We start from the raw sequence: 24,932 nt of genomic DNA on the forward strand, positions 1-24,932 counted from the left end.
CTTGGGGCCCATGCCGGGCCACCTGGTGCCGCCGTATGTTTCTCATGTCGCCAGCGAGACCGGCCAGGAGGAAGTCGGAAGCGCGGGAGACACCACAGACTCGTACGAGTCGGCCGGACGACGGCCGGCCGACACACAAGGGGAAAATCACATGTCGAACGTCACGCTGAAGGCCGCCACCAACGCCAAGCTCTACGTCGGCACCTGGGCGAACACCGCCGTCGCCGCCATGAAGCGCCGCAGCGACAAGGGCCAGGGCGCGGTCGAGTACGTCGGCGTCATCGTCCTGGTGGCCCTGATCATCGCCGCGATCGTCGGCTCCGGTGTCGCGGACGAGATCGCCGGCGGTCTGTCGGACAAGGTCGCCGAGATCCTGGGCGGCTGATCGTAGGGCAGTCCCCCCACGGAGTAGGCGAGACAGGGCAGGCGCGGCACCATCCCCGGCCAGGATGGTGACGACCCTGCCCCTCTCTCGTTTCCGGACCATCACGACCCCCCACCTCTGCCCCGACCGCCCGAACGACCGGCGGTCGGGGCAGAGTCATGTGCGTTTACGGGAGGGCTGCCGGAGCTACGAATCGACGGCCGGGCATCCTGCCCGAGGGCGTCACCGCGGGGCGGCAAGCCCACGGCACGGCCTGGCGACTGCCGGCGGTGCGTACCCGCCGGGCCGGCACGCGAGGCTGGGCCGTGAGGCCGGGCCGTGAGGCCGGGCCGTGAGCCCTCTTTGGGCCCGCCCAGGCACCCAACTCCCCTTCTGGGCAAGGAAACCAGCCCCAGGTGCGACCGGCGGACGAACGACGCGCGATCGACCGCGATCGAGCCGCGAATAACCCTCCCGGTGACGGCGACGGTGGCGGCCGAATGCCCGATCGAGTAACTCCGGGCGTCCTGCGTGGTGTTGCTGGTGGACCGGGAGATGAACACCTTCCGGATCGGCCGTGCTTGACCCTCCGGTGGGCCCATGGACCCTGCCGGGTGGGCCCTGACCTGTCCTTACGCTGCTCGCGCTCGGGGGCGGCGACGACAGCGTGAGGTGGGAGAACAGATGAAGAAGGGCCGTAGGTTCCAGTGGTGGCACTCGCATCCGCGTGAACGCGGATGGCGAGATCCGCGGTACCGCGACAGAGGGCAGAGCGGGGCCGAGTACGCCGCGATGTTCGGGGTCGTGGCCGCGATCGTCGCCGCGATCGTCGGGCTGAGTGTGCCCGCCGAGACCGGGACCGGGCTGAAGAGCGCGGTGTGCCGGGTCATCCACCCGCTCAGCGGTGCCGACGCCTGCGCCACCGGCGATTTCGCGGACGGCGGAGAGGGCGGCGGGGAAGGCGGCGGGGGCGGGGGTGGCGGCGGGGACGAATTCGTCCCGAACGGCGACCCGTTCGAGCCCACGAGGTGTCTGCTGGCCCAGGACCAGACGAAGACCACCGTCGTCGTGCAGATCTTCTTCATCAAGATCAGCAGCTCCGAGCAGGTCAAGCTCCAGCAGTGGTCCGACGGCACCGTCACCCTGGAGCGGATCACCGAGACCGGCGGCGGCGTCACGGCCAGCATCTCCGCGGGCATCAAGGGCCTTGAGGACTGGGGCGGCAGCGCGAAGCTGAGCGGGACCTACCTCGCGGGCAGCGGCAGTGGCGGACAGTGGCTCTTCTCCGGGAACAAGACCGGTGACACCCAGAAGGACCTGGAGCTCAACCTGGAGGACGCCAAGCAGTTCACCGAGTACCTCAAGGCCCAGGACGAGTGCAACAGCAGGCCCGCCGGCCCGCGTTCCTCCGAACTGGGCATGATCTGCGGCTACCACGCGGGCAAGAAGAAGCCCGATCTCGAACCGGAGAGGGCCCCGGACGTCGACATCACCAAGACCTCCGTCGAGGCCTCCGGCAACGCGAACTTCGGCGGGAAGTTCAAGAGCAACGGAAAGGGCGGCAAGGACTCCAAGGACCTCGGCAAGATATCCGGCGAGCTGGCCAACGGCACGATGACCGAGGACGTCGTCGTCATGCGGGCGCACAGCGGACCGAACGCCGGAAAGATCACCTTCGTCTACACCTTCAGCGTCAAGGGGGCCGCCGGCGCGGGCGGGATCGCCGTCGGCGAGCGGATGCAGCAGGTCGCCGTCACCTACGACGCGGCGACGTACGACCAGGGGGAGAAGGACGGCAAGTCGCACCGACCCGAGAAGCTGGTCGTCACCACCAGCCAGGAGGCCGGCGAGGGCGCCGGCGTCAAGGTCGAGGCGGGAGCCAACGCCGGTCCCGTGACCATCGATGTCGGCGGCGGCGGTGGAACCACCAACTCGAAGATCCACACCGAGACATCCGAACTCATCCTCGACAACGACGCCGACAGCACCATCGTCGAGGACTGGCTGCGCGGAAACGGCGACCCGGCGAAGAACCCGCTTCCCTCGCCCACGGACTCGGCCGAGGTGCCGGGACCCGACGCGAGCCCGCTCGAACGGCTCCTGCACGACAAGGCGAAGCTCAGCAGGCTCGACTACAACGCCAACACCGACTGGTGGAACGCCTCGCTGGGCATCGGATTCGGTATCTCCGCCGGGCAGTTCACCCTGGGGTTCAAGCTCTTCGGGATCGACATCACCCACGAGGAGAAGTCGCAGACGATCACCGGGAATCCCACGTACGCCACCGGCCCCAAGAACGGCGGCGCCCGCCCGTGGGTGGACTGGAAGAACTGCAGCAAGATCAAGCCCATCCCCACGTAGGGGTGTCGGGTGACCGCCCCTCGACGCGCCGCCCCCCCCGACACACGTCGGGGGGCGGCGCCCGTCAGCCCCCGCCCCGGGCGGACGCCGTGCACGAAGCCCTGCCGTCAGCCCCGCAGCTCGGCCAGGTCCTCCGCGCCGAGAGCGAGATCGTTCGCCCCGAGGTTCTCCTCCAGGTGATCGACGGAGCCCGTCCCCGGGATCGCCAGCACCGTCGGCGAGGCCGAGAGCAGGGCGGCGAGCGCGACCTGCGGCGTGGTCGCGCCCAGGCGGGCGGCGACCTTGTCGAGACGCGTGGTGTCGAGCGGGTTGTGGCCGCCGCCGAGCGGGAAATACGGCACGTACGCGATGCCCGCCTCCTCGCACTCCGCGAGCAGCGTCAGGTCGTCCATGTACTCGTTCTGCACCGCCGTGACGGGCGCGATCGCCCTGGCCTCCGCGAACTGCGCGGCGTCGACGTTGCTGATGCCCAGATGCCGGATCAGTCCCTCCTCGCGGAGTTCGGCCAGTACCGCGAAGCGTTCGGCGATCGACTCGCCACCCGGTCCGTGCCCCGCGCCCACCCGCAGATAGACCAGGTCGAGCCGGTCGAGACCCAGAGCGCGCAGATCGCCCTCGACCAGGCCGCGCAGTTCGTCGGGGGTCGCCTGCCCGGTCGGCATACCGCTCGGGCCGAGCAGCGGGCCGACCTTCGTCGCGATCACCAGGTCGGCCGCGTACGGCGTCAGTGCCTTACGGATCATGTCGTTGGCCCACACGTCCTGGCCGCCGTAGAAGCCGGCGGTGTCGATGTGGTTCACGCCCAGCTCAACGGCGCGCCGGAGCACCGCGACGCCGGTCGCGGCGTCGCGGATCGGGCCCGCGAAAGTGCCCCTCGCGAGGCGCATCGCACCGAAGCCGAGCCGGTTGATGGTCAGATCTCCGCCCAGGGAGAAAGTCTTGATCGTCATGGCTTCATCGTGCTCGCGGCCGGGAAGCCCGGCGAGCTCGTGGCAGCTTGCTGCCAGACTGGTGGAATGCGGAACGAACAAGTGTTTTCAGTACAGGGCGACGCCGAGCTCGTCGCGCGTGCCGGTCATCTCTTCGAATCCGCGCAGACCGAGTTCGTGTGCGCCGCACGGGACCTCAGGACCTGGTCGCTGCCGGAGGCGAGAGCGGGGATCGCGAAGCGGATGCGGGCCACGGGTTCCGCCGGCAGCCTCACGATCCGCAAGCTGCTCAGCCCGGTCGCGCTCGCCGACGAGGAGGCCCGGACTCATCTGCGGGAGGTACGGAGCCAGGGCGCTCAGGTACGGATCAGCGGCTCGCGGCTGCCGCACGAGACGATCCTCATCGACCGGCGGGTGATGATCCTCGCCGGCCGGGAGACCCCCGCCTCCCCCACCGGCCGCGAGTACACCGTGACGACGTCGGAGACCCTGGTCGAGGGCGTCCACTCGATGTTCCGGGCGATCTGGGACAGCGCCGTCGATCCCGACACCTATCTGCGCGGGGAGATCCCGCACCTCGATGCCGAGGGCCGCGTGATCCTCGACGCCCTCTCCTCGGGGCTCACCGACGAGTCGTCGGCCAAGCGGCTGGGGGTCTCACTGCGTACGTATCGCCGCCGCGTGGCCGAGCTGATGGCCGGGCTGGAGGCGGGCTCCCGCTTCCAGGCCGGGCTGCGGGCGGGCGAGCTGGGGCTGGCTCGCCGCCCGTAGACGTCCGCGGTTCGTGCTCAGCGGTGGCCGGCGCGGGCCTCGGCGGCGGTCTTCAGCTCCAGCAGCCATGTCTCCAGCCCCGTACTGAGGACCTCGGTCGCGAAGGGCACGTTCGCTTCGACCTGCTCGCCGGTGTGCGTCTCCTCGGTGGTCACGCGCACACCGCCCCTGACCTTGGTGAAGTTCCATACGTGGACGCCGTCGATACGCAGCTGCTCGCCGACGGCGGGGCCGGTCCAGCGGATGCAGGAGCCGCGCTTGACCTGCTTGACGGTCGAGGTGATGTCCAGGCTGGTGGCGGGAGTCACGGGGTTGGGCGGCACGGGGGTCGTCCACCGGAACGCCGATCCCGCGCGGAACGGGCCGTGGTCGAGTCGTTCGCTGGTCGTCACGTGCTCCTGCCAGGACGGCCAGCGCTCCACGTCGGTCTGGAGCTTCCAGATGGTGCTCAGCGGCGCGTCGATGACGGTCTCGGTCCGGTAGCGCACGACGGCATCCGGGTCGACGCCCTTCCCGCGGCAGGTGAGCGACTTGCCGGTGTGGTGCGAGGCCGACCCGGTGGCCCCGGCGGGTGCGACCCCGGTGCCGAGGAGCGCGACGGCGACGAGCGGGGCGGTGAAGAGGGCGGCGCGGACGCTGGTGGTACGGATGCCGGGCATGGCGTTTCCTTGTCTGTTCTTCACTTGCGGGAGTGGCCGGTTGGGCGCGACGGCGATCACGAACCGTCCGGTACCGACAATCCCGCGGGCCCCCGCCTCGTCGCATCGGCGAAAACTACGTAACCGCGAGGGCTACGCAGTCCGCCGGTCACGGGACGCGGCGGGCCGCGACGACCGCTGAGCTGGCCGGTGTCGTGAGTACTTCGGTGGCTTCCAGCGCCGGATGGGTCAGATAGAAGACGCGGAGCTCGTCCACCTCGCCCTCGAAACGAGGCGGCCACTCGGACGAGGGGGTGAAGTCGTCGAGGATCAGAAGGCCACCGGGAGCGAGCAGCTCCACGACTCTCCCTGGGTCGTCCCGCTTGCCCCCGCCGTCGCAGAAGAAGACGTCGAACGGTGCGTGCCGCTCAAGCAGCCGCCAGTCCCCGGTGAGTACGCCGACGCGCTCGTCGTCCGCGAAGACGCCGGAGGCCCGACGTGCCAGCTCCTCGTCACGCTCCACGGTGACCAGGCGCGCGCCGGCGCCGAGGCCGCTGTGCAGCCAGGCGGTGCCCACGCCCGAGCCGGTGCCGCTCTCCGCGACGACCCCGTCGGGTTTCGAGGCGGCGGCCAGCCTCAGCAGCCGGCCCACTTCGGGGAGGCAGCTCTTCGTGAATCCCGTCTCGGAGGCGATGGCCTCCGCGGCCACCACGCGGGGCGGGACGGCACGCGCTGTCATCTGCTCGTCACTGATCATCACCGCACGCTAGCGCCGACGGGGGCCCGGCGTCAGCGAGTTGGGCGGGCCGGTGCCGTACGCCCCGGAGCGCGATGCGCACTCCGGGGCGCAGGGGCGGTGGCGGTCACGCCCTGCGGATCCGTCGGGTCCGACGGTCAGTCCACGATCATGGTGTTGAGCGGCACCGAACCCGCCGTACGGGCGAACGCGCCGCCGAAGTAGCCGTCGACCTCGGCCTTTTCGGCCGCGTTCGGGTACGCGTTCTTGCACGAGGTGCCCGCGCTGGAGCCGGACATCAGGCTGGTGCACGGGCCGGGCTTGCGGTCCGGGAGGCCCAGGATGTGGCCCAGTTCGTGGGACGAGATACGGACCGTGTCGTGGCCCTCGTTCACCGCCTGGCGTCCGATCCAGACCGTGCCGTTGCCCAGCGAGGTGGTCAGCGCGCGGGGCCACCCGTTGTCCGCCAGGACGCGGATGTTGGCGCGCTGGCCGGCCGCGACCGGGACCAGTTCGACGGCGTCGACGCTCTCGTTCCAGATCGCCGCCCCCCGGTCGACCGCGGACCTGAACTCCGCCGAACCGCCCGCGTCGTAGGTGACGACGCGCGCGGCCGCGGTCACGTCATCGGCGGCGGAGGCGGTGCCGGTGGGAGCGGCCGTGGCCTGGCCACCCATCAGGGAAAACGTCACAGCCAGGGCGGCAACGAGCCCGCCGGTCAACTTACGGACATGCATGGTCGACCTCCTTGCAGGAGACAGTCGTGGACATGACACGAAGTTCCCCTGCTCACTGCCCAGCGGCGACCGGCACCAATCCGTCAATCCAACGGCCCAACGGAGCCCGCAACCGCGCCCGGATCCGGACCTGTTGCCCATCGGTCACCCGCCGCGTGCCGGACGCCGGAAAGGGCCCGTCCGGATCCTGTCCGGACGGGCCCTTTCCGTAGCGTCACTTGGTACGGCCGGCGCACAGCTGCTTGTCGACGAGGTCGCTCGCCGCGTAGATCGAGCCCGGCATGGAGCCGTCGCCCGTCGCCTCAAGGATCACGACGCGGCGGCCGTCGGGGGTGGCGCCGGTGCGGGTGGCGTAACCGGGGAAGTCGCCGGCGTGACTGTAGTAGCTGCCGCCGCAGGTCAGCGGGATCTCCATCAGGCCCAGACCGTAGCGGGCCCCCGGCCAGGCCGCGTCCAGCTCCGCGGCGGCCACCGTCGTCTTCATCTCCTTCAGCTGGGCGGGCTTCAGCAGCCGGCCGCGCATGAGCGCCTGGTAGAAGGTGGTCATGTCGCCGGTGGTGCTGATCATGGCGCCCGCCGCACCGGCCGCGCTCGGGTTGAACGCGGTGACGTCGATCGCGGGCGCGGACTCGCCGAAGGCGGAGTAGCCCTTCATGTGGGAGCCGGGGATACGGGAGGACGTGGTGGGGGTGCTGGTGTTGTGCAGGGCCAGGGGGCGCACGATGCGCTTGGTGACCTCCTGCTGCCAGGTGTGGCCGGTGACCTTCTTGATGATCATTCCGGCGAGGGTGTAGTTGGTGTTGGAGTACGACCAGTTGGTGCCGGGCTCGAAAGTGGGCGCGTGGCGCATCGCGATGGCCACGAGCTCCTCGTCGGTCCAGGTCGTGTGGCGGCCGGCCTCGTAGGCGGCGATTCCGGTCAGCGCGGGGAAGTCGGCGGTGTAGTTGAACAGGCCGCTGGTGTGGTTCAGCAGCTGCCGCACCGTGATTCCGCCGCCGTCGTTGCCGTTGCCCGACACCACACCCGGCAGCCATTCCTCGACCGTGTCGTCCAGCGACAGCCTTCCCTCGCCCACCAGTTGCAGCACGACGGTGGAGACGTAGGTCTTCGTCGCGCTGGCTATACGGAACTTGTCACCCGGCCGCGCCTTGCGGCCGGTCTCCACGTCCGCCACACCGGCCGTCGCGTACTGGACTCCACGCGGGCCGGTCGACCGGGCGAGCACACCCACGGTGCCGGTCTTCTGGACCGCGTTCACCAGCTGCTGAAGCGACTCCTTCCCCGAAGTCGCCGAGCTCGCCGAGCTCGCGGACCGCGCCGCCTCCGCCGACGGAACCGGCTTCGCCTGCTGCGCCGCGGTCGCCGCCGGCACCGCCACGCCCAGCGCGGCGAGCGCGGTGACGAGCGTCGTGGTCAGGGCGCGGGAGGTGGTCCGGGTGAACGTCTTGGTCGCCATGATCCGTCGGCTCCTTGGGAGTTGGTGTGTCACCGCTCCGTGCGGTGTGATCACCAACTTAGAAAAACGGCCCGCCGGCCACGATCCGGCCAGCGGGCCACTCCCGGGTACAGCCAGCTGTACCCCGGGGGTGTCCCCTCAGCCCGGCGCCCCGGTCACACGTACACGGTCACTCTCCCTGTCGGAGAGGAACAGCGCCAGTTCCCGGCCCTGTTCGGCGACGCCCGCGCGGTCCGCCCGGGAGAAACGGCGCAGCGGGGTCACCGCCACCGTGCCGTCCTCCACGGTCCAGGTCGCGGCGACCCGGCCGCCCAGCAGGACCACGCGCTCGCCGGCGACCGACAGACCGCGGTGTGCGTCGTCGATGATCCGGCCGCGGTCGTGATAACCGAGGATCGCGTTGTCGAAGGCCGGCAGGAACCGGACCGGGGCCGGGGTGTCCGGGTCCGGGCGCGGGGCGTCGGGCAGGTCCAGCAGTTCCCGGCCCCGCTCGTCGCGGAAGGCGACCAGTTCCTCGCGTACCGCGGCCACCGCGGCGGGCAGTCCCGCGAGCCCGCACCAGGCGCGCAGGTCCGCCGAGGCTGCGGGGCCGTACGCGGCCAGATAGCGCCGCAGCAGCGCCTGGCCCACCGGGTCGGAACCGTCTGGCGACAGAGGGGCGATCTCCCGCCCCAGCCAGGAGGCGAGCGGGACGCTGCGTACTCCCGCCTTCGTCCGCCACAGCCCGCGCGGCGGCAGCTGGACCGTCGGGACGAGCGCGGTGATCAGCATCTCCCCGAGCGCCCGTGTCCCGACCGCGGGCCAGCGGTCGGCGACCGCCCGCGCCAGCTCGGTCATCGAGCGCGGCTCACCGTCCGCCAGCACCGCCCGGCCCGCCGCCGCGAGCTCTTCGAGATCCGTCCCGTCGAGCTCCGCGCGGTACACCCCGAGCACGCGCTGGCGCAGCATGGCCTCGTGGCGGGCCCGCCAGGCCAGGGCGTCCTCGGCGGTGACGAGATGGACCGTACGGCGCATGAGATGCGTCCGCACCACGCTCCGCCCGGTCAACAGGTCCGAGAGCGCCCCGGGCCGGAACGCGCCCAGCCGGGACCAGAGTCCGACGTACGGCTCCTGCGGTTCCTGCGCCTGGAGTCCGCCGAGGTGCGCGACGGCGGCGAGGACCGGCAGTCCGGAGCGGTCGAGCAGCAACTGCCGGGCGAGCGTAGCGCGGTTGAGCGCCCGCGTACCGAGAACGACGGCCATCAGGTCGCCTTCTGCCCGTCGATCGACTCGCGCACGATGTCCGCGTGCCCGGCGTGCTGCGCGGTCTCGGCGATGACGTGCATCAGCACCCCGCGCACGCTGAGCTCCGCTCCCGGCTCGTTCCAGGGCGCGTCGGGCAGCGGGTGCGTCGCCGACAGGTCGGGGAGGGCGGAGACGATCTCCACCGTCCGCGCGGCGACCTTCTCGTAACGCGCGAGGATCCCGGCCGACGTGTCGCCGGGCAGCATCCGGAAGTCGTTCTCACGGTCGATCGCCCACTGCGGGAACTCGGTGGCGGTACCGGCGGCGAAGTCGGCCCAGGTGACACCGTCCGGCAGGTCGAAGCTCATCGCCGACGGTCCGTCGACCGTGAAGCGCAGCCAGGCCTCCTCGGTTGACGCCACATGCTTGATCAGCCCGCCCAGCGACAGCTCACCGGCCGTCGGGCGCTCGCCGAGCTGCTCGTCGGTGAGCCCGCGCACGGTGCCGGTCAGCTTGGAGCGCACGGTGGCGAGGGCGGCGAGCAGGTCGGCGCGCTCGGCGTCGGCGGTCCGGGACGGGGTGGTGGCGTTCATGGTGGGAGGGCCTTCCGCTGGATTCATCACGTGTGTCGTGCGTGCTCTGTCGTGCGCGTCACGTCGTGCTCGTTATGTCGTGCGCGTGCCGTCGCGCGTTCCGTCCCGCGCGTTCTCCGGCACAGCCCAACCTTCCCAAGAGAAGAGGACAGGATGTGGCCGCTTCTCGGGCGACAATCGACAGCATGCCGAAGACCTCAGCACGTCTGCTGTCGATGCTTTCGCTGCTCCAGGCCCGCCGGGACTGGCCGGGGGCGCTGCTGGCCGAGCGGCTGGACATCAGCCCGCGGACCGTACGCCGCGACGTCGACCGGCTGCGCGAGCTCGGCTACCCGGTGGTGGCCGTCAAGGGGCCGGAGGGCGGGTACCGGCTCGACGCCGGTACGGAACTGCCCCCGCTGCTCTTCGACGACGAGCAGGCCGTCGCCCTCGCCGTGGCACTCCAGATCGCCACCACCACCGGCGCCGGCATCGAGGAGGCCGCGGCACGCGCTCTGCACACCGTTCGGCAGGTCATGCCCGGGCGCCTGCGCCGCCGTATCGACGCCCTCCAGGTCACGGCCGTCGAGCCGCCCGCGAGGCGCGCCGGCCCGCAGGCGGACAGCGGCGTGCTGATGGCGCTCAGCACCGCCGTCCACGCCCGGGAGGAGCTGCGCTTCGACTACGCGAGGGCCGACGGCGACACCACCGGTCCCCCGCCGCGGCGGACGCAGCCGCATCACCTCGTCACCTGGGGCGGGCGCTGGTACCTCGTCGCGTGGGACCTCGACCGGGAGGACTGGCGTACGTTCCGCGCGGACCGGATCACCCCGCGTACGCCGACGGGCCCCCGCTTCACCCCGCGTGAACTGCCCGGAGGCGACGTGGCCGCCTTCGTCGTCAGCAAATTCCTGGGCTTCTACGGCTCCGACGGCACCGGTCACCGGCCCTGCCGGGGCGAGGTGATCCTCGATCTGCCCGCCGGAGAGGTGTCCCCCTACCTCCGCGACGGACTGGTCGAGGCGTTGGGCCCGGACCGCTGCCGGCTCGTCCTGGGCTCGTGGTCGTGGGCCGGTCTGGCCGCCACCATCGGCAAGTTCGACGCCGACATCGAGGTCGTAGGACCGCCCGAACTCAGGGAAGCGTTCGCGCGGTTGGCCCACCGCTACGCCGACGCCGCAGCCGGCCGCGGCGACGGGACATAGCGCCGGTCCGGCGCACGGACAGCCATCATCGACGCAGGACTCCCCACGGAATCAGGCGAGTTGAGAGCTCGGCCCACGCCGCCGTACGCCGCACCGTTCAGCGCCGTACGATGCCGGCCTTTCGCGCCTCGACCAGCCACTGCGGGAATTCGTTCAGCAACTGGTCGTACAGACTCGCGTCCGAGAGGGTCTTCGGGGACGGGCCCGCCGCGAAGAATCCCGCGTTGTCGATCACGCGCCGCTGGGGCACCGGCAGGTCGTCGAGCTTGCGCAGGAAGTGGAACTGGTCGTTGCCGAAGCCCACGAACTGCCAGAAGATCGGCAGCCTCGCGGCCATGCAGAGGACGCTCTCCGCCGCCGCCTTGGACGACGGCGAGCCGTCGGTCTGGAACACGACGAACGCCGGATCGGTGGCCCCGGACGACTCGTAATGGTCGACGACGGCCTGCATGGCGACGTGATAGTTCGTCAGCCCCATGTGCCCCAGGCCGCGATGCAGCACACCGATCCGGTTCCTGTAGTCGTCCAGGCCTATCTCGGCCGTCCCGTCGATCCCCGTGGAGAAGAAGACGACCGGGACCACGCCGTCGTCGTCCAGATTGGCCGCGAGGGCGAGGGTCTGCTCCGCGAGGTGCTGCACGGAGCCGTCCTTGTAGTACGGCCGCATGCTGCCCGAGCGGTCCAGCACCAGATAGACGGCGGCACGCTGCCCGCCGATGTCGTGCTTGGCGAGGGAGACCGCGGCGGTCTTGTAGAGGCTGACCAGCCCCGGCGCCCGCTGGGCGACCCTTTCTTCGGTGATCGCTTCGACCGGGACCTCGTAATTCGGTTTCCGGCGCCCCAAATTGACGAACTTGCGGTAGTCGATGGCCATACGCAGTGATTGTGCAGCAACTGACCCCCGCGCGTACGGGCTTTCGGCCCATCGGGACCGCCGGTCGCCCTCCCCGCGACACGGCGCACGGGCGAGTGACCCGCCCACGTTGGAGTGACGTTTCGCCACAGCGGCGCCCATGTCGAGTAGTCCTTCATTCGTCCTGTCCGGCCACCCGACATCCCGGCGGAGAAACATCGTGTCTCGTCTGGCTCACTGGTGTTTCCTGCGCCGCCGCGCGGTGGTGTCCGGCTGGCTCCTGGTCCTCGTCCTCACCGTCGCGCTCAGCCAGTCGTTCGGCAGCAGGTACAACGAGAGCGCCAGCCTGCCGGGCACCGACGCCCAGGCGGCCGTGACCCTCCTCACCGAGAACTTCCCGAAGGTGTCGGGCGAGGGCGACCAGGTCGTCATCGAGGCCACGGGCGGCGCCACGGTCCGTTCGGACTCGGTGCGGAACCCGGTCACCACGATGCTCACGAAGGTCGCCGCCATCCGCGGCATCGCGTCGGTCGTCAGCCCGTACAGCAAGCAGGGCGCGGGGCAGATCAGCAAGGACGGCACCATCGCGTTCGCCGCGGTGAACTGGAAGATGCGGGCCGCCGACGTCACGACGTCGGACGCCCGGACGCTGATCGACACCGCCAAGGCCGCGGAAGGGCCGAACGTCCGTATCTCGCTCGGCGGTCAGTCGATCACCGCCGAGGAGAGCTCGGGCCCCGGTCTGTCGGTGGCGGTGGGCGCGATCGCCGCGCTGGTCATCCTCCTGATCGTCTTCGGCGGGGCCCTGTTCGCCTCGCTGATGCCGCTGGTGACCGCGGCCATCGCGCTGTTCGTCGGCACCTCCCTCATCAGCCTGGTGTCACACGTGATGGACACCCCGAGCGTCTCCAGCGACCTCGCCGTACTGATCGGGCTCGGCGTCGGCATCGACTACGGCCTGTTCATCATCAGCCGCCATCGCAGCGCGGTGAAGTCCGGGCTGTCGTACGAGGAGGCGACGGTGCGGGCGGTCAACACCTCCGGGCGGACCGTGCTGTTCGCCGGGATCACGGTGTGCATCGCGCTGCTCGGGCAGTTCGCGCTCGGGATCGACTTCCTCTACGGGCTGTCGCTCGCGTCCGCGCTCACGGTCGCCCTGACGATGGCCACCTCGCTGACGTTCCTGCCCGCCATGCTCGGCTTCCTCGGCCCCAAGACCCTCTCGCGGCGCGAGCGGCGCGCCCACGAGGAGAAGGGGCCGGTCTCCGACGACGCCGCCGGATTCTGGCTGCACTGGGCGAGGTTCGTGGAGAGGGGCAGGATTCCGGTGGCGGCGATCGCGCTGGCCCTCGTGGTCGTGGTCGCGCTGCCGCTGTTCTCGCTGCGCCTCGGCTCGTCCGGCGCCGCGAACGACCCCGAGGACTCCACCACCCACCAGGCGTACACCACCCTGGCCAGGGGGTTCGGACCAGGCTTCAACGGGCCCTTCCAACTGGTGACGGAGATCGATTCGCCCGACGACACGAAGGCGTTCGACACCTTCCTGGCCGCCGCCGCGAAGACACCGGGGGTGGTGACCGTGACCCCGCCGACGACCTCGCCCAACGGGAAGGTCGCGCTCGCGATCCTCTACCCGAGCACCGGTCCGGGCGCGGAGCGGACCGTGACCCTGGCGAGCACCGTCCGCGACCTGGCGCCCAAGGCCGAGGGGCCCGGCCATCCGCCCGTCCATGTGGGCGGAGTGACGCCGACCAACATCGACTTCTCACGGGTGCTGAGCGAGAAGCTGCCGCTGTTCATCGCCGTCGTCGTGATCCTGGCGTTCCTGCTGCTGGTGGCGGTGTTCCGGAGTCTGCTGATCCCGCTGGTGGCGGCGGTGATGAACCTGCTGTCCGTGGGCGCGGCACTCGGCGCGCTGAACGCCGTGTTCACCTGGGGCTGGGGCCTCTCGGTGCTCAACGTGCCGGTCGCCGGGCCCGTGGACGCCTTCATCCCGGTCCTGCTGTTCTCGGTGCTCTTCGGGCTCTCGATGGACTACGAGGTGTATCTGGTCAGCCGCATGCAGGAGGAGTGGCACCACCGGCGTATGTCCTCCCCGCACACGGACGAGGCCGGGGCCAACCACTGGGCGGTGACGCACGGTCAGGCGAAGACGGGCCGTGTCATCGCGGCGGCGGCCGGAATCATGATCCTGGTGTTCGGCTCGTTCCTGATCGGCGACAACCATGTGCTCAAGGAGTTCGGATTCGGCCTGGCCTTCGCCGTACTCGTCGACGCCCTGATCATCCGGGGACTGCTCGTCCCGGCCCTGATGCATCTGATCGGTCCGGCCAACTGGGCCATGCCCGCCCGGCTTGGCCGGATCGTACCGAACCTCTCCATCGAGCCGACGCGGAAGGACCCTCACTGAGGGGAACAAGCCCTCAGTGAGGGGGAGTCGGGTCCGTTCTCAGACCTTGACCGCGTCCGCGTCCTTGCCCCTGCTGTCCTCCTCGGCCGTGCGCTCCCCCTGCTCCGGTACGAGCGTGCGCTGAAGGCTCTCGCCCTCGATGTCGAGGTTGGGCAGGATCCGGTCGACCGGGCGCGGCAACCACCAAGCGGCTCGTCCGAGAAGGGACATGACCGCCGGGACCAGCGCCATACGCACGATGAACGCGTCCACGAGCACCCCCACGGCCAGCGCGAATCCCATCGACTTGATGATCGGGTCCGGCATGAAGATGAACCCGCCGAAGACCGCCGTCATGATCAGGGCGGCGGCCGTGACGACACGGGCGTTGTGCCCCATCCCGCTGACGGTCGCCTCCTGGGCGCCGGCTCCGTGGACGAAGTCCTCACGCATGCGCGAGACGAGGAAGACCTCGTAGTCCATGGCCAGCCCGAACAGGATGCCGATGAGAAGGATCGGCAGGAAACTCACCAGCGGTCCCGGGACGTCGATGCCCAACAGGTCCGCGAAGTGGCCCTGTTGGAAGATCGCCACGGTGATGCCGAAGGTGGCGCCGATGGTGAGGAGGAAGCCGAGGGCCGCCTTCACCGGCACCAGGAACGACCGGAAGACCAGCATCAGCAGCAGGATCGACAGACCGACCACGAGCAGCAGATAGACCAGCATGGCGTCCGCGACCTTCTCGGAGACGTCGATGCCGACGGCCGTGGTCCCGGAGAGCCCGACAGTGGCGCCCTCCGCGCCCGCGACGCTCCCGTCCCCGATGCCGGCCACACGGTCGCGGACAGTGTGCACGACCTTCTCGGTGGCCTCGTCGGTCGGGCCGGCCTTGGGGATGACGGTGAGGAGCGCGGTGGTGCCCTGCTTGTTCATCAGGGGCGGGGCGACCGTGAGTACGTCCTTGGTGCCCTGGATCCGGGCGGCCGCTTCCTTGGCCGCGGCGGCGGTGGCCGCGGCGTCGTCGCTGGAAACGACCGCGATCAGCCGGCCGTTGAAGCCGGGGCCGAATCCCTCGCTCGTCAGGTCGTACGCCTCACGGGTGGCGGAACCCGCTGCCGCCGTACCCGCGTCGGGCAGCGCGAGGCGCATGTCGGCGGCGGGGAGGGCGAGTACGCCGAGGCCGAGGATGCCGACGAGGAGGACCGGGACGCGGAAGCGGGTGACGGTACGGCCCCAGCGGAAGCCGAAGCCCTCGCGGGGCTCCTCGGCGAGGTCGGCGGTGTCGGCCGACGAGTGCCCGGAGCGCTGCTTGCGGGGCAGTACGCGGTGGCCGGCGAACCCGAGCAGCGCCGGCAGCAGGGTGAGCGCGACCAGGACGGCGACGGCCACCGTACCCGCGGCGGCCAGGCCCATCACGCTCAGGAAGGGAATGTTGACGACGGTCAGCCCCGCCAGGGCGATGACGACGGTGGCGCCCGCGAAGACCACGGCCGAACCGGCGGTCCCGACCGCGCGGCCGGCGGCCTCCTCGGCGTCCATTCCTTCGGTCAGATACTGCCGGTGCCGGGAGGTGATGAACAGGGAGTAGTCGATACCGACGGCGAGACCCAGCATGAGCGCCAGGATCGGTGCGGTGCTGGTGAGTTCGACCACGCTGCTCACGGCGAAGAGCCCGGCCATCCCCGCCCCCACACCGACGAGCGCGTTCAGCAGCGTCATGCCGGCGGCGACCATCGAGCCGAAGGTGACGACGAGAACGCCCGCGGCGATCAGGACACCGATCGCCTCGGTGGAGCCCACCTCGACCTCGGCGCTGAGGACCTCACCGCCGTGCTCGACGCGGAGCCCGTTCTCTTCCTGGGCGGCGCCGACCTTCTCGTACGCCGAGCGCTGCGCGTCGGTCACCTCGTCCTTGGGGGCGTCGAACTGCACCTGGACGAGGGCGTACCGGCCGTCCTTGGAGACGGTGCCGGCCTGGAACGGGTCCACCGCGCCGACCACACCGGGCACGGCGGCCGCGTCCCGTACCACCGGGGCGACAGCGGCCTTGTCGAGCTTGCCGCCCTCGGGCGCGGCTATGACGATCGTGCCGGTCGTGCCGCTGGCCTGCGGGAACTGCTCCCTGAGCGAGTCCAGCGCACGCTGGGACTCGGTGCCGGGGATGGCGAATTTGTCGCTGGTGGGGCCCATGAGGGTGGCGGCGGCTCCGCCCAGCAGGACGAGCAGGAGCAGCCATACGGCGACGACGCGCTTGCGCCGGCGGAAGGAGAACCGGCCGAGCCGGTACAGGAGGGAAGCCATGGCGGAGGTTTCTCTTCTCGGTGGTCGGCGGGGGCCGGGGGTTGGGAACTGTCCGGAGAGGGGCGAGGGGGTCAGTCGGTGGGCGGCCGGGGGCAGGGGTCGGGTTCGAGGCCGGGTTCGGGTTCGGGTTCGGGTTCGGGTTCGGGGTCGGGGGTCAACTCCGGGTCGGGCTCGGGTCGTAGCGTGCGCAGCGCGCCGCGGATCAGCTCGGCGCGCAACCGCTCGTCCGGTACGGCGATGTCGCTCGCACCCGCGACGAAGACGGCTCCGAGGACCATGTGGGCCGCGACCACGTCCCGCGCTTCGGCGGACCGGCCCGCGAGCGCGCTCAGCAGGCCGTCGGCGATGGCGGGGATGCTGCCGAGCGCCGGGTGCGTGGTCATGCCGGGGATGTCGGCGAAGAGGATCTTGACCTCGCGCCGGAAACGCATCGCGAGATCGACGTAACCGGTCACGGCCGCCTCCGCCGCCTCCTGCCCGTCGAGGGGGGCGAGCCGGGCGTGGAGAGCGGCGAGTCCCTCGCCCGCGGGGGTCAGCAGCTCGGTGAGGATCGCGTCCTTGCTGGTGAAGTGGTAGAGCAGGGACGCCTTCGAGCAGCCCACGGCCGTGGCGATGTCGTGCAGCGACGTGCCTTCGTAGCCGCGCGTCGCGAACAGCTGCAACGCCGATTCCAGGATGTGTCCGCGCAGGGCGGAGGCCGGGCGTGCCATGCCCCCACCATAACTGTCCGATCGGTCAGCTATGACGGGCGGGGTGATCCGGGCGACCCGGGCGCTCCTTGCGGAAACCCGCAGGGTGCCCGTTGCGGAATCCCGCAGTGAGCCGGGTGGTAACCCGCGCCCGCATACCGGGGGCGGCCTGCACTTTTCTACTGTTGTGGAGAAGCGCGACACAGGAGACGGAATCCTCTCCCGGCCCTCCTCCGGTCCTCCCCCCGATGCCCTTCCGGTCCCTTTCCGCCGCCTCACTCACCGCTTTTCGCCGGCTTGGAGACAGCACATGGATGTCGTACAGCTCGCCCTCCCGCAGGAACCGGCGGGAGGTATCGCCGGCTGGGCCGCCGATCTGGTCGACGCGATGGGGCTCCGGGCGCGGGCCTCGCCATCGCGCTGGAGAATCTCTTCCCGCCGCTGCCGAGCGAGGTCATCCTGCCGCTGACCGGCTTCGCCGCGGGGCAGGGGGTCATCAGCCTGGCGTCCGCGCTCTTCTGGACGACGCTCGGTTCGGTGGTGGGCGCGGTGATCCTCTACTGGGTCGGGATGCTCTTCGGCCGCGAGCGGATGCGCGCGATCTGGGCGAAGCTCCCGCTGGTCAAGGCCGCCGATCTGGTGCGTACGGAGGAGTGGTTCGCCAAGCACGGCACCCAGGCGGTCTTCTTCGGCCGCATGGTGCCGATATTCCGGAGTCTGATATCGGTGCCCGCCGGGGTCGAGCGCATGCGGCTGCCGGTCTTCGTCGCCCTGACCACCCTCGGCAGCCTGATCTGGAACTCGGTGCTGGTGCTCGCCGGTTACTGGCTGGGCGACCGGTGGGATCTGGTGGAGACGTACGTCGGAGTGGTCTCGAAGGCGGTACTCGTCCTGGTCGTGCTCGCGGTCGTCGCGTACGTGGTCGTACGGGTGCGGTCCGGCGGCGGCCGGGGCGGTCAGGGCGCTCGGCGCGGTGAGGGGCCTCAGCGCGGTCGGGGTGCCCGGCGGGGGCGGCGCCGTCGCGGGACCCGGCGGGCCGCGCGGCAGCGCACCTGAGCCTCAGCCCTCCCAGCTCCAGTCCGAGACCTCCGGCAGATCCACCCCGTGTTCGCGGATCCAGCTGTGGTGGCGGGTCCGGGTGTCCTCCATGACCTGGCGTACGTCGGCGGCGCGGACTCCGAGCCCCGGCACCCGGTCGATGACGTCCATCACCAGGCGGTAGCGGTCCAGGTCGTTGCGGACGACCATGTCGAAGGGTGTGGTCGTGGTGCCCATCTCCTTGTAGCCGCGGACATGCAGGTTCGCGTCGCCGGTGCGGCGGTAGGCGAGACGGTGGATGAGCCACGGGTAGCCGTGGTACGCGAAGATCACCGGCTTGTCCGTGGTGAACAGGTCGTCGTACTCGGCGTCGGTCATCCCGTGCGGATGCTCCTCGCGCGGCATCAGCCGGGTCATGTCGACGACGTTGACCACGCGGATCGCGAGCTCCGGCAGATGCCTGCGCAACAGGCCCGCCGCGGCGATGATCTCCAGGGTCGGTACGTCACCCGCGCAGGCCAGGACGGCGTCCGGCTCCCGGGTCCCGTCCTCCGTACCGGCCCACTTCCACAGCCCCGCGCCGCGCGCGCAGTGCGCGCGGGCCTCGTCCATGGTGAGCCAGTCGAAGCCGGGCTGCTTGCCGGCGACGACGACGTTCACGTAGTCACGGCTGCGCAGCACATGGTCGGCCACGGAGAGCAGGGTGTTGGCGTCCGGCGGCAGATAGACCCGTACGACGTCGGGGCTCTTGTTGAGTACGTGGTCGACGAAGCCCGGATCCTGGTGGGAGAACCCGTTGTGGTCCTGACGCCAGACATGGGACGTCAGCAGGTAGTTGAGGGATGCCACCGGCCGGCGCCAGGCCAACTCCCTCGATGTCTTCAGCCACTTGATGTGCTGGTTGACCATCGAGTCCACGATGTGCACGAAGGCCTCGTAGCAGGAGAACAGTCCATGACGGCCCGTCAGGAGATAGCCCTCCAGCCAGCCCTGGCACAGGTGTTCCGAGAGGACCTCCATCACCCGGCCGTCGCGCGCCAGATGTTCGTCGGTGGGCAGGATGCCCGCCTGCCAGGCCTTGCCGGTGGCCTCGAAGAGGGCTTCCAGACGGTTGGAGGCGGTCTCGTCCGGGCCGACGACCCGGAAGTCCCTGCGGTCGGCGGTGTCGGCCATGATCCGGGCCAGCAGCCCGCCGAGGACGCGGGTGGGTTCGTGCAGTGCCACGCCGGGCTTGTCGACCTGGACGGCGAAGTCGTCGAGCGGCGGGACCGGCAGATCGCGGACGAGCAGGCCACCGTTGGCGTGCGGGGTGCCGCCGAGACGACGGGTGCCGGCCGGGACGCAGGTCAGGACCTGGTCGGAGGGGCGGCCGTCGCGGTCGAAGAGTTCGTCGGGGCGGTACGAACGCAGCCACGCCTCCAGTTGGGCGAGGTGAGCCGGGTTCTCGCGGACAGCCGGGAGCGGGACCTGGTGCGACCGCCACGTCCCTTCGACCGGCAGCCCGTCGACATCGGCGGGACCGGTCCAGCCCTTGGGTGTGCGCAGCACGATCATGGGCCAGGCCGCCCGCTCGTACGCGGCCCCGTCCCGGGCGCTTCCGTCCCGGGAGTCCCGTGCGTTCCGCTGGATCGCGGTGATGCGGTCGGCCGCACGGTCGAGTGCCGCCGCGAGGGCGCGGTGGACCTCGGACGGGTCGCTGCCCGCCACGTACAGCGGCTCGTGGCCGTATCCGCGCAGCAGAGCGTCCAGTTCGTCGTCCGGGATGCGGGCGAGGACGGTGGGATTGGCGATCTTGTAGCCGTTGAGGTGCAGGATCGGCAGCACGGCGCCGTCGTGGACCGGATCGAGGAACTTGTTGGCGTGCCAGGACCCGGCCAGGGGCCCGGTCTCGGCCTCGCCGTCGCCGATCACGCAGGCGACGAGCAGGTCGGGGTTGTCGAGGGCGGCGCCGTACGCGTGCGCGAGCGAGTAGCCGAGTTCGCCGCCCTCGTGGATGGAGCCGGGTGTCTCCGGGGCGACATGGCTCGGGACTCCGCCGGGGAAGGAGAACTGCCGGAAGAGCCGGTTCATGCCGGCCGCGTCCCGGGTCACGTCGGGATACGTCTCGGTGTACGTGCCCTCCAGCCAGGAGTTGGCGAGCACGGCCGGTCCGCCGTGTCCGGGACCCCAGACGCAGAGCATGGACTGGTCCCGGTTCCTGATGAGCCGGTTGAGGTGGGTGTGGACCAGGTTGAGACCCGGCGATGTGCCCCAGTGGCCCAGAAGCCGTGGCTTGATGTGCTCAGGGCGAAGGGGCTCGGTGAGGAGCGCGTTGTCCATCAGATAGATCTGGCCGACCGCGAGATAGTTCGCCGCGCGCCAGTGCGCGTCGAGTGCGGTCAGTTCCTCGCCGGTCAGGACGGTGTGTCGCTCCGCGACCGACGTGCCCTTCCCGTCCTTCGCCTTCGGCGTCCGCTTCTCCTGCCGCATGGGGAGCCTCCGTCACGTCGTCACTTTTTGTCCTCGTCCGTTGCTCCCGGTCACCGTCGCACAGCGGGGGTGGGGCAGTGGCAGAGGCTGACCGGCCCTGTCGGGGGGATGTTCGGTACCTGGCCCTCGTACCCGGGACCCGCGCGCCCACGCGGGAACACTCACCGCCGGGCGAGCCGTGCGGGGTTGAGCGGGGAGGGGTTGGGCGGTGAAGGGGTGAGCGGGGAGGGATTGAGCGGTGAGGGGTTGAGGCGGGCGAAGCCCTCCTGGCGTTCGTACGGGAAGTAGGGATACGGCGCCACCTTGGCGCTCGCCGCGTCGAGCCGGGCCACCTGCTCGGGCGCCAGCTCCCACCCGACGGCGCCGATGTTCTGGAGCAGTTGCACCTCGTCGCGGGCGCCGATGATGACGGAGGAGACCGTCGGGCGCCGGAGCAGCCAGTTGATGGCCACCTGGGGAACGGTCCTGCCGGTCTCCTCGGCGATTCCTTCGAGGGCGTCGATCACGCGGAAGAGATGGTCGTCGTCCACGGGCGGCCCGAAGTCGGCGGTCCGGTGCAGACGGCTGCCCTCGGGCAGCGGCCCGCCACGACGCAGCTTGCCGGTGAGCCGCCCCCACCCGAGCGGGCTCCAGACCATCGCGCCGACGCCCTGGTCGAGACCGAGGGGCAGCAGCTCCCACTCGTAGTCGCGGCCCACGAGGGAGTAGTAGACCTGGTGCGCGACATAGCGCGGGTAACCGTGCCGCTCGGCGGTGGCCAGCGACTTCATCAGCTGCCAGCCGGAGAAGTTGGAGACGCCGACGTAACGGATCTTCCCGGCCCTCACCAGCTGGTCGAGCGCCGACAGCACCTCGTCGACGGGTGTCCCGGCGTCGAACGCGTGCATCTGGAAGAGGTCGACATGGTCGGTGCCGAGCCGGCGCAGCGCGTCCTCCGTCGCCCGGATCAGCCGCGAGCGGGAGGAACCCGCGTCCTGCGGCCCGTCGCCCATCGGCAGGCTCGTCTTGGTCGACAGCAGCACCGCGTCGCGGCGCCCCTTGATCGCCTGGCCGAGGACTTCCTCGGAGGCGCCCGCCGAGTACACGTCGGCCGTGTCGAACATCGAGATGCCCGCGTCCAGGCAGATGTCCACGAGCCGGCGCGCCTCCTGCGCGTCGGTGTTGCCCCAGGCACCGAAGAGCGGCCCCTGGCCGCCGAACGTGCCTGCTCCGAAGCTGAGAGCCGGGACCTTGAGCCCGGACGCGCCCAACTGCCTGTACTCCATGATCGTCCTCTCCAGGAGACACTGAGAGCCTTAACGGGACGCCTGTCCCTTTAGTATGGCCTCAACGTAACAGAGAAGCGCCACTAATGAAACTGGAGTCCCGTTATGAGTGAGCGGCGTGCCCATGAGCGCTGAGGAGAAGGACGATGCCTGTGACGACCCAGGGACCGTCCGTCCCGGAGGCCGTACCGCTCGGGTGCGGGCAGCGGTGCTCCGCACCGCCGGGGACGCTCTCGCCGAACACGGCTTCGCCCGCCTCGACCTCGCCGACATCGCGCGGCGCGCGGATGTCGGCAAGTCGACGGTGTACCGGCGCTGGGGGACGGTGGCCGGCCTCGTCGCGGACCTGCTGAGCGACATGGCGGAGCAGTCGCTGCCGCGCACCGAGACCGGTTCGCTGCTCGGCGACCTGCGGGCCAACGCCGAACTCGTACGCGGCACGCTGGCCGACCCGCGACAGGGTGCGCTGTTCAAGGCGGTGATCGCGGCGGCGACGACGGACGCGAGGACGGCCGAGGCGCTGCACCGCTTCTACGAGATCCGGGTGGCCGAGTGGGCGCCGTGCGTCGAACAGGCGGTGCGACGGGGCGAGTTGCCGGAGGGGACGGACCCGTACGAGGTGATCCGCGCGGTCTCGGCGCCGCTGTACTACCGCCTGCTGACCAGCGACGCGCCCCTCGACGAGGCGGCGGGGGTACGGGCGGCGGAGGCGACCGCGGCGGCGGCGAGGGCGGGCGTCTACGCGTAAGGGGGTGGGGGGCAGGCGTCTGCGCGTGGGGGGCCGGGTGCGGGGGCGGGCGTCACGGGGCCGGGGCGGGGCCGGGGCGGGGCCGGGCGTTTACGGGGCCGGGGCGGGGCCGGGCGTTTACGGGGCCGGGGCCGGGGGCCGCACCCGTAACCGCACCCCCGCCCGCTCAGGCGGCAGCCGATCTGTACGGTCTCTCCTGAGGCGGCAGCAACCAGGCGTCAACAGGAGGTACGTGTCGTGATCGGCATCTCGGACATCGAAGCGGCGGCGCGACTGATCGCCGGACACGTCGTACGGACGCCGACGGTCGAGAGCCCCGGACTGTCGGCGCTGCTCGGGGTACCCGTCACCGCGAAGCTGGAGCTGTTGCAGCGCACGGGCTCCTTCAAGGCGCGCGGCGCGACGGCGAAACTGCTTTCGCTGAGCGAGGCCGACCGCGCGGCCGGGGTGGTGGCGGTGAGCGGTGGCAACCACGCCATCTCCGTCGCGGTCATGGCCGACGCGCTGGGCGTGAAGGCCACCGTCGTGATGCCGAAGTCCGCGCCCGCGCGCGCCGTCGAGATCGCGGAGGCGGCCGGGGCGACGGTGCGGCTGACGGACACGATGGACGACGCCTTCACACTCATGTCACAGCTCCAGGCCGACGGACTGAGCCTGGTCCACCCCTTCGACGACCCGGTGGTCGTGGCGGGCCAGGGCACGGTCGGCCTCGAATTCGCCGACGACGCCCCGGGCGCGGCGGGAGGCCAGGAGGGCGAGGGGCTGACCGATGTGCTCGTCAGCATCGGCGGCGGCGCGCTGATCTCCGGCGTCGCGGCGGCTCTGCACGCGCGTATGCCCGGCGTCCGGATCTGGGGCGTCGAGACCGAAGGCGCGCAGGCCATGTCGGAGGCGCTGGCCGCGAAGGGCCCGCAGCCGGTGCGGCTGTCGTCGATCGTCTCCACACTCAGCGCCCCCACGGTCTCGCAGATCACTTACGACCATGTGTCGGCCCTGGTCAGCGAGGTACTGGTGGTCTCGGACGCCGAGGCCGTCCAGGGCACCCTCGACCTCGCGAACCACGCGAAGGTCTGGGCCGAGCCGGCCGCCGGCTGTCTCCTCCCGGCCGCCCGACTCGTACGGGAACGCATCGACGGCGATGTGCGCCTGGGCCTGGTCCTGTGCGGTGGCAACGCGACCACCACGGACGTCTTCTCCTGGGCCGAACGCTTCAACCTGCGCTGAGCGACGCCCCCTTGAACCCCCGCCCTGACCACGGGCGGGGGTTCTTTGCGTATCCGTATGTCGGCGTACCCGGATAGGCGGGCGGCGCGGGCGCACGTACTTTGCTGGCGATCCCCCCACGTACGGGGCCCACCCCACGGGCCCGGTGCATCACTCCCCCCACAAGGAGATATGTCATGCTCTCGTCAATCCGAAGAATCGCTGGGGCATCAGCCGTAGCGGCCGCCCTTCTCTTCGCGCTCCCCATGTCGGCCAACGCCGTCGAGAACACTGACACCGCCCGTCCCGCCGCCGTGACGCAGGCCGCCCAAGCCTCCGTCGCCGACCCCGCCCCCTCCCCCCGCTTCGAGACCGGCGACATCTCGAACCTCCCGCCGGTGAGTGCCGACAAGCGGGACGTCCGCGTACCGGCGTGGAGCTACCACATCACCTCGTCCTGCAGCGGCCGTGAAGGCGCGATACGCCAGGGCGCCAACTACTGGGGCAGCGCGACCGAGACGGCCTCCAGCGGCACCCCGGTCTCCTGTGTCGGCGGCTATATCCAGGGCTGCGGCGGCGGCAACGTCGTGGGCTGCAACTGGGGCGCGGGCCAGCGCATCGAACTCTCCACCCTCGTAGGCGACTTCGCGCTCCTGGCCGCCCACGAATTCGGCCACAACTGGTACGGCCACTCGGGCACGGGCTGCGCGAGCTGGGCAAGCCAGGCGGACGTCATGCGCACGACGATGTGCAGCTGACGACCTGAACCACCACGACCCGAACGAGCGGGCCGACCAAGCAGAACGGTCGGCCCGCTTTTCGTTGGGGGGGGTGGCTTCTGGGGGCCGGGGGCGGTCCTGAGCGGTCGACGGTGGGTCGCCCACGGCAAGCCACCAGGGTCCGACCGGTCAACGGCGGGTCAGCCACCATCGCCCCCGGCCGGTCGACGATGGGTTGCCCCACAGCGACGGAGGTCGCCCGGCT

The 24,932-nt window shown here is 70.8% G+C and carries 20 protein-coding genes and 1 pseudogene; 9 read left to right on the plus strand and 12 right to left on the minus strand.

From position 1 onward, the window contains the following. The first annotated feature begins 151 nt into the window (after positions 1-151). Both IEY79_RS31050 and IEY79_RS31055 read left to right on the plus strand, forming a co-directional pair. Entirely contained in the window at positions 152-385 is a 234-nt protein-coding gene (locus IEY79_RS31050; RefSeq protein ID WP_189110977.1) for a hypothetical protein, read from the plus strand. A 663-nt stretch (positions 386-1,048) separates the two neighbouring features. Beyond that, positions 1,049-2,725 (plus strand): hypothetical protein, encoded by a 1,677-nt coding sequence (locus tag IEY79_RS31055; protein ID WP_189110978.1) that lies wholly within the window; start codon positions 1,049-1,051, stop codon positions 2,723-2,725. A 107-nt stretch (positions 2,726-2,832) separates the two neighbouring features. Here the strand turns inward: IEY79_RS31055 and IEY79_RS31060 are convergent, their stop codons facing one another. Continuing rightward, positions 2,833-3,675: an oxidoreductase gene (locus IEY79_RS31060; protein ID WP_189110979.1), complete on the minus strand. Its 843-nt coding sequence runs from the start codon at positions 3,673-3,675 to the stop codon at positions 2,833-2,835. Between the two features lie 66 nt (positions 3,676-3,741). Here IEY79_RS31060 and IEY79_RS31065 point away from each other — a divergent pair, with 66 nt between their 5' ends. Then, positions 3,742-4,425 carry a helix-turn-helix domain-containing protein gene (locus IEY79_RS31065; RefSeq protein ID WP_189110980.1) on the plus strand — a complete coding sequence of 228 codons (684 nt, stop codon included), beginning with the start codon at positions 3,742-3,744 and terminating at the stop codon, positions 4,423-4,425. 17 nt (positions 4,426-4,442) lie between these two features. Here the strand turns inward: IEY79_RS31065 and IEY79_RS31070 are convergent, their stop codons facing one another. The 6 genes from IEY79_RS31070 to IEY79_RS31095 form a co-directional block, all read right to left on the minus strand. Further along, positions 4,443-5,084, minus strand: a complete 642-nt coding sequence (locus IEY79_RS31070) for an SRPBCC family protein (protein WP_189110981.1) — start codon at positions 5,082-5,084, stop codon at positions 4,443-4,445. A 148-nt stretch (positions 5,085-5,232) separates the two neighbouring features. Beyond that, positions 5,233-5,820, minus strand: a complete 588-nt coding sequence (locus IEY79_RS31075; protein ID WP_189110982.1) for an O-methyltransferase — start codon at positions 5,818-5,820, stop codon at positions 5,233-5,235. 137 nt (positions 5,821-5,957) lie between these two features. Then, positions 5,958-6,536 (minus strand): snapalysin family zinc-dependent metalloprotease, encoded by a 579-nt coding sequence (locus tag IEY79_RS31080; RefSeq protein ID WP_189110983.1) that lies wholly within the window; start codon positions 6,534-6,536, stop codon positions 5,958-5,960. Between the two features lie 214 nt (positions 6,537-6,750). Beyond that, positions 6,751-7,992 (minus strand): serine hydrolase domain-containing protein, encoded by a 1,242-nt coding sequence (locus IEY79_RS31085; protein ID WP_189110984.1) that lies wholly within the window; start codon positions 7,990-7,992, stop codon positions 6,751-6,753. Positions 7,993-8,130: 138 nt separating this feature from the next. Next, the gene (locus IEY79_RS31090; protein WP_189110985.1) at positions 8,131-9,234 is read right to left on the minus strand and encodes a winged helix DNA-binding domain-containing protein; all 1,104 of its coding nucleotides are present in this window, start codon (positions 9,232-9,234) and stop codon (positions 8,131-8,133) included. After that, positions 9,234-9,809 (minus strand): DinB family protein, encoded by a 576-nt coding sequence (locus IEY79_RS31095; protein ID WP_189110986.1) that lies wholly within the window; start codon positions 9,807-9,809, stop codon positions 9,234-9,236. The genes IEY79_RS31090 and IEY79_RS31095 overlap by 1 nt, the downstream gene beginning before the upstream one ends. Before the next feature lie 185 nt (positions 9,810-9,994). Between IEY79_RS31095 and IEY79_RS31100 the strand changes: the two genes are divergently transcribed. Beyond that, positions 9,995-10,993, plus strand: a complete 999-nt coding sequence (locus tag IEY79_RS31100; protein WP_189110987.1) for a helix-turn-helix transcriptional regulator — start codon at positions 9,995-9,997, stop codon at positions 10,991-10,993. A gap of 97 nt (positions 10,994-11,090) precedes the next feature. Here IEY79_RS31100 and IEY79_RS31105 read toward each other — a convergent pair whose 3' ends face one another. Then, entirely contained in the window at positions 11,091-11,867 is a 777-nt protein-coding gene (locus IEY79_RS31105) for a vWA domain-containing protein (protein ID WP_189110988.1), read from the minus strand. 199 nt (positions 11,868-12,066) lie between these two features. Here IEY79_RS31105 and IEY79_RS31110 point away from each other — a divergent pair, with 199 nt between their 5' ends. After that, positions 12,067-14,256, plus strand: coding sequence for an MMPL family transporter (locus IEY79_RS31110; protein WP_189110989.1), 2,190 nt, complete (start codon positions 12,067-12,069; stop codon positions 14,254-14,256). A gap of 39 nt (positions 14,257-14,295) precedes the next feature. On the opposite strand, the gene IEY79_RS31115 is transcribed toward IEY79_RS31110, so the two are convergent. Both IEY79_RS31115 and IEY79_RS31120 read right to left on the minus strand, forming a co-directional pair. Then, positions 14,296-16,536, minus strand: a complete 2,241-nt coding sequence (locus tag IEY79_RS31115; RefSeq protein WP_189110990.1) for an MMPL family transporter — start codon at positions 16,534-16,536, stop codon at positions 14,296-14,298. Between the two features lie 71 nt (positions 16,537-16,607). After that, complete coding sequence (locus IEY79_RS31120; protein WP_189110991.1) at positions 16,608-17,246, minus strand: TetR/AcrR family transcriptional regulator; 639 nt, start codon at positions 17,244-17,246, stop codon at positions 16,608-16,610. Positions 17,247-17,535: 289 nt separating this feature from the next. Here IEY79_RS31120 and IEY79_RS31125 point away from each other — a divergent pair. Next, a pseudogene (locus IEY79_RS31125) lies at positions 17,536-18,281 on the plus strand (DedA family protein). 3 nt (positions 18,282-18,284) lie between these two features. Here the strand turns inward: IEY79_RS31125 and IEY79_RS31130 are convergent. Both IEY79_RS31130 and IEY79_RS31135 read right to left on the minus strand, forming a co-directional pair. Then, complete coding sequence (locus tag IEY79_RS31130; protein WP_189110992.1) at positions 18,285-20,732, minus strand: phosphoketolase family protein; 2,448 nt, start codon at positions 20,730-20,732, stop codon at positions 18,285-18,287. Between the two features lie 161 nt (positions 20,733-20,893). Then, complete coding sequence (locus tag IEY79_RS31135; protein WP_189110993.1) at positions 20,894-21,997, minus strand: aldo/keto reductase; 1,104 nt, start codon at positions 21,995-21,997, stop codon at positions 20,894-20,896. A gap of 124 nt (positions 21,998-22,121) precedes the next feature. On the opposite strand from IEY79_RS31135, the gene IEY79_RS31140 reads away from it, so the two are divergent. From IEY79_RS31140 to IEY79_RS31150, 3 genes are all read left to right on the plus strand, one after another. Further along, positions 22,122-22,745, plus strand: coding sequence for a TetR/AcrR family transcriptional regulator (locus tag IEY79_RS31140; protein WP_189110994.1), 624 nt, complete (start codon positions 22,122-22,124; stop codon positions 22,743-22,745). A gap of 237 nt (positions 22,746-22,982) precedes the next feature. After that, positions 22,983-23,969, plus strand: a complete 987-nt coding sequence (locus IEY79_RS31145; RefSeq protein ID WP_189110995.1) for a threonine/serine dehydratase family protein — start codon at positions 22,983-22,985, stop codon at positions 23,967-23,969. Positions 23,970-24,214: 245 nt separating this feature from the next. Continuing rightward, positions 24,215-24,706: a hypothetical protein gene (locus IEY79_RS31150; protein WP_229701267.1), complete on the plus strand. Its 492-nt coding sequence runs from the start codon at positions 24,215-24,217 to the stop codon at positions 24,704-24,706. The last annotated feature ends 226 nt before the right edge of the window (positions 24,707-24,932 follow it).

It is taken from the genome of Streptomyces camponoticapitis (assembly GCF_014646115.1).
In the GTDB taxonomy this organism is placed as follows: Bacteria; Actinomycetota; Actinomycetes; order Streptomycetales; family Streptomycetaceae; genus Streptomyces; species Streptomyces camponoticapitis.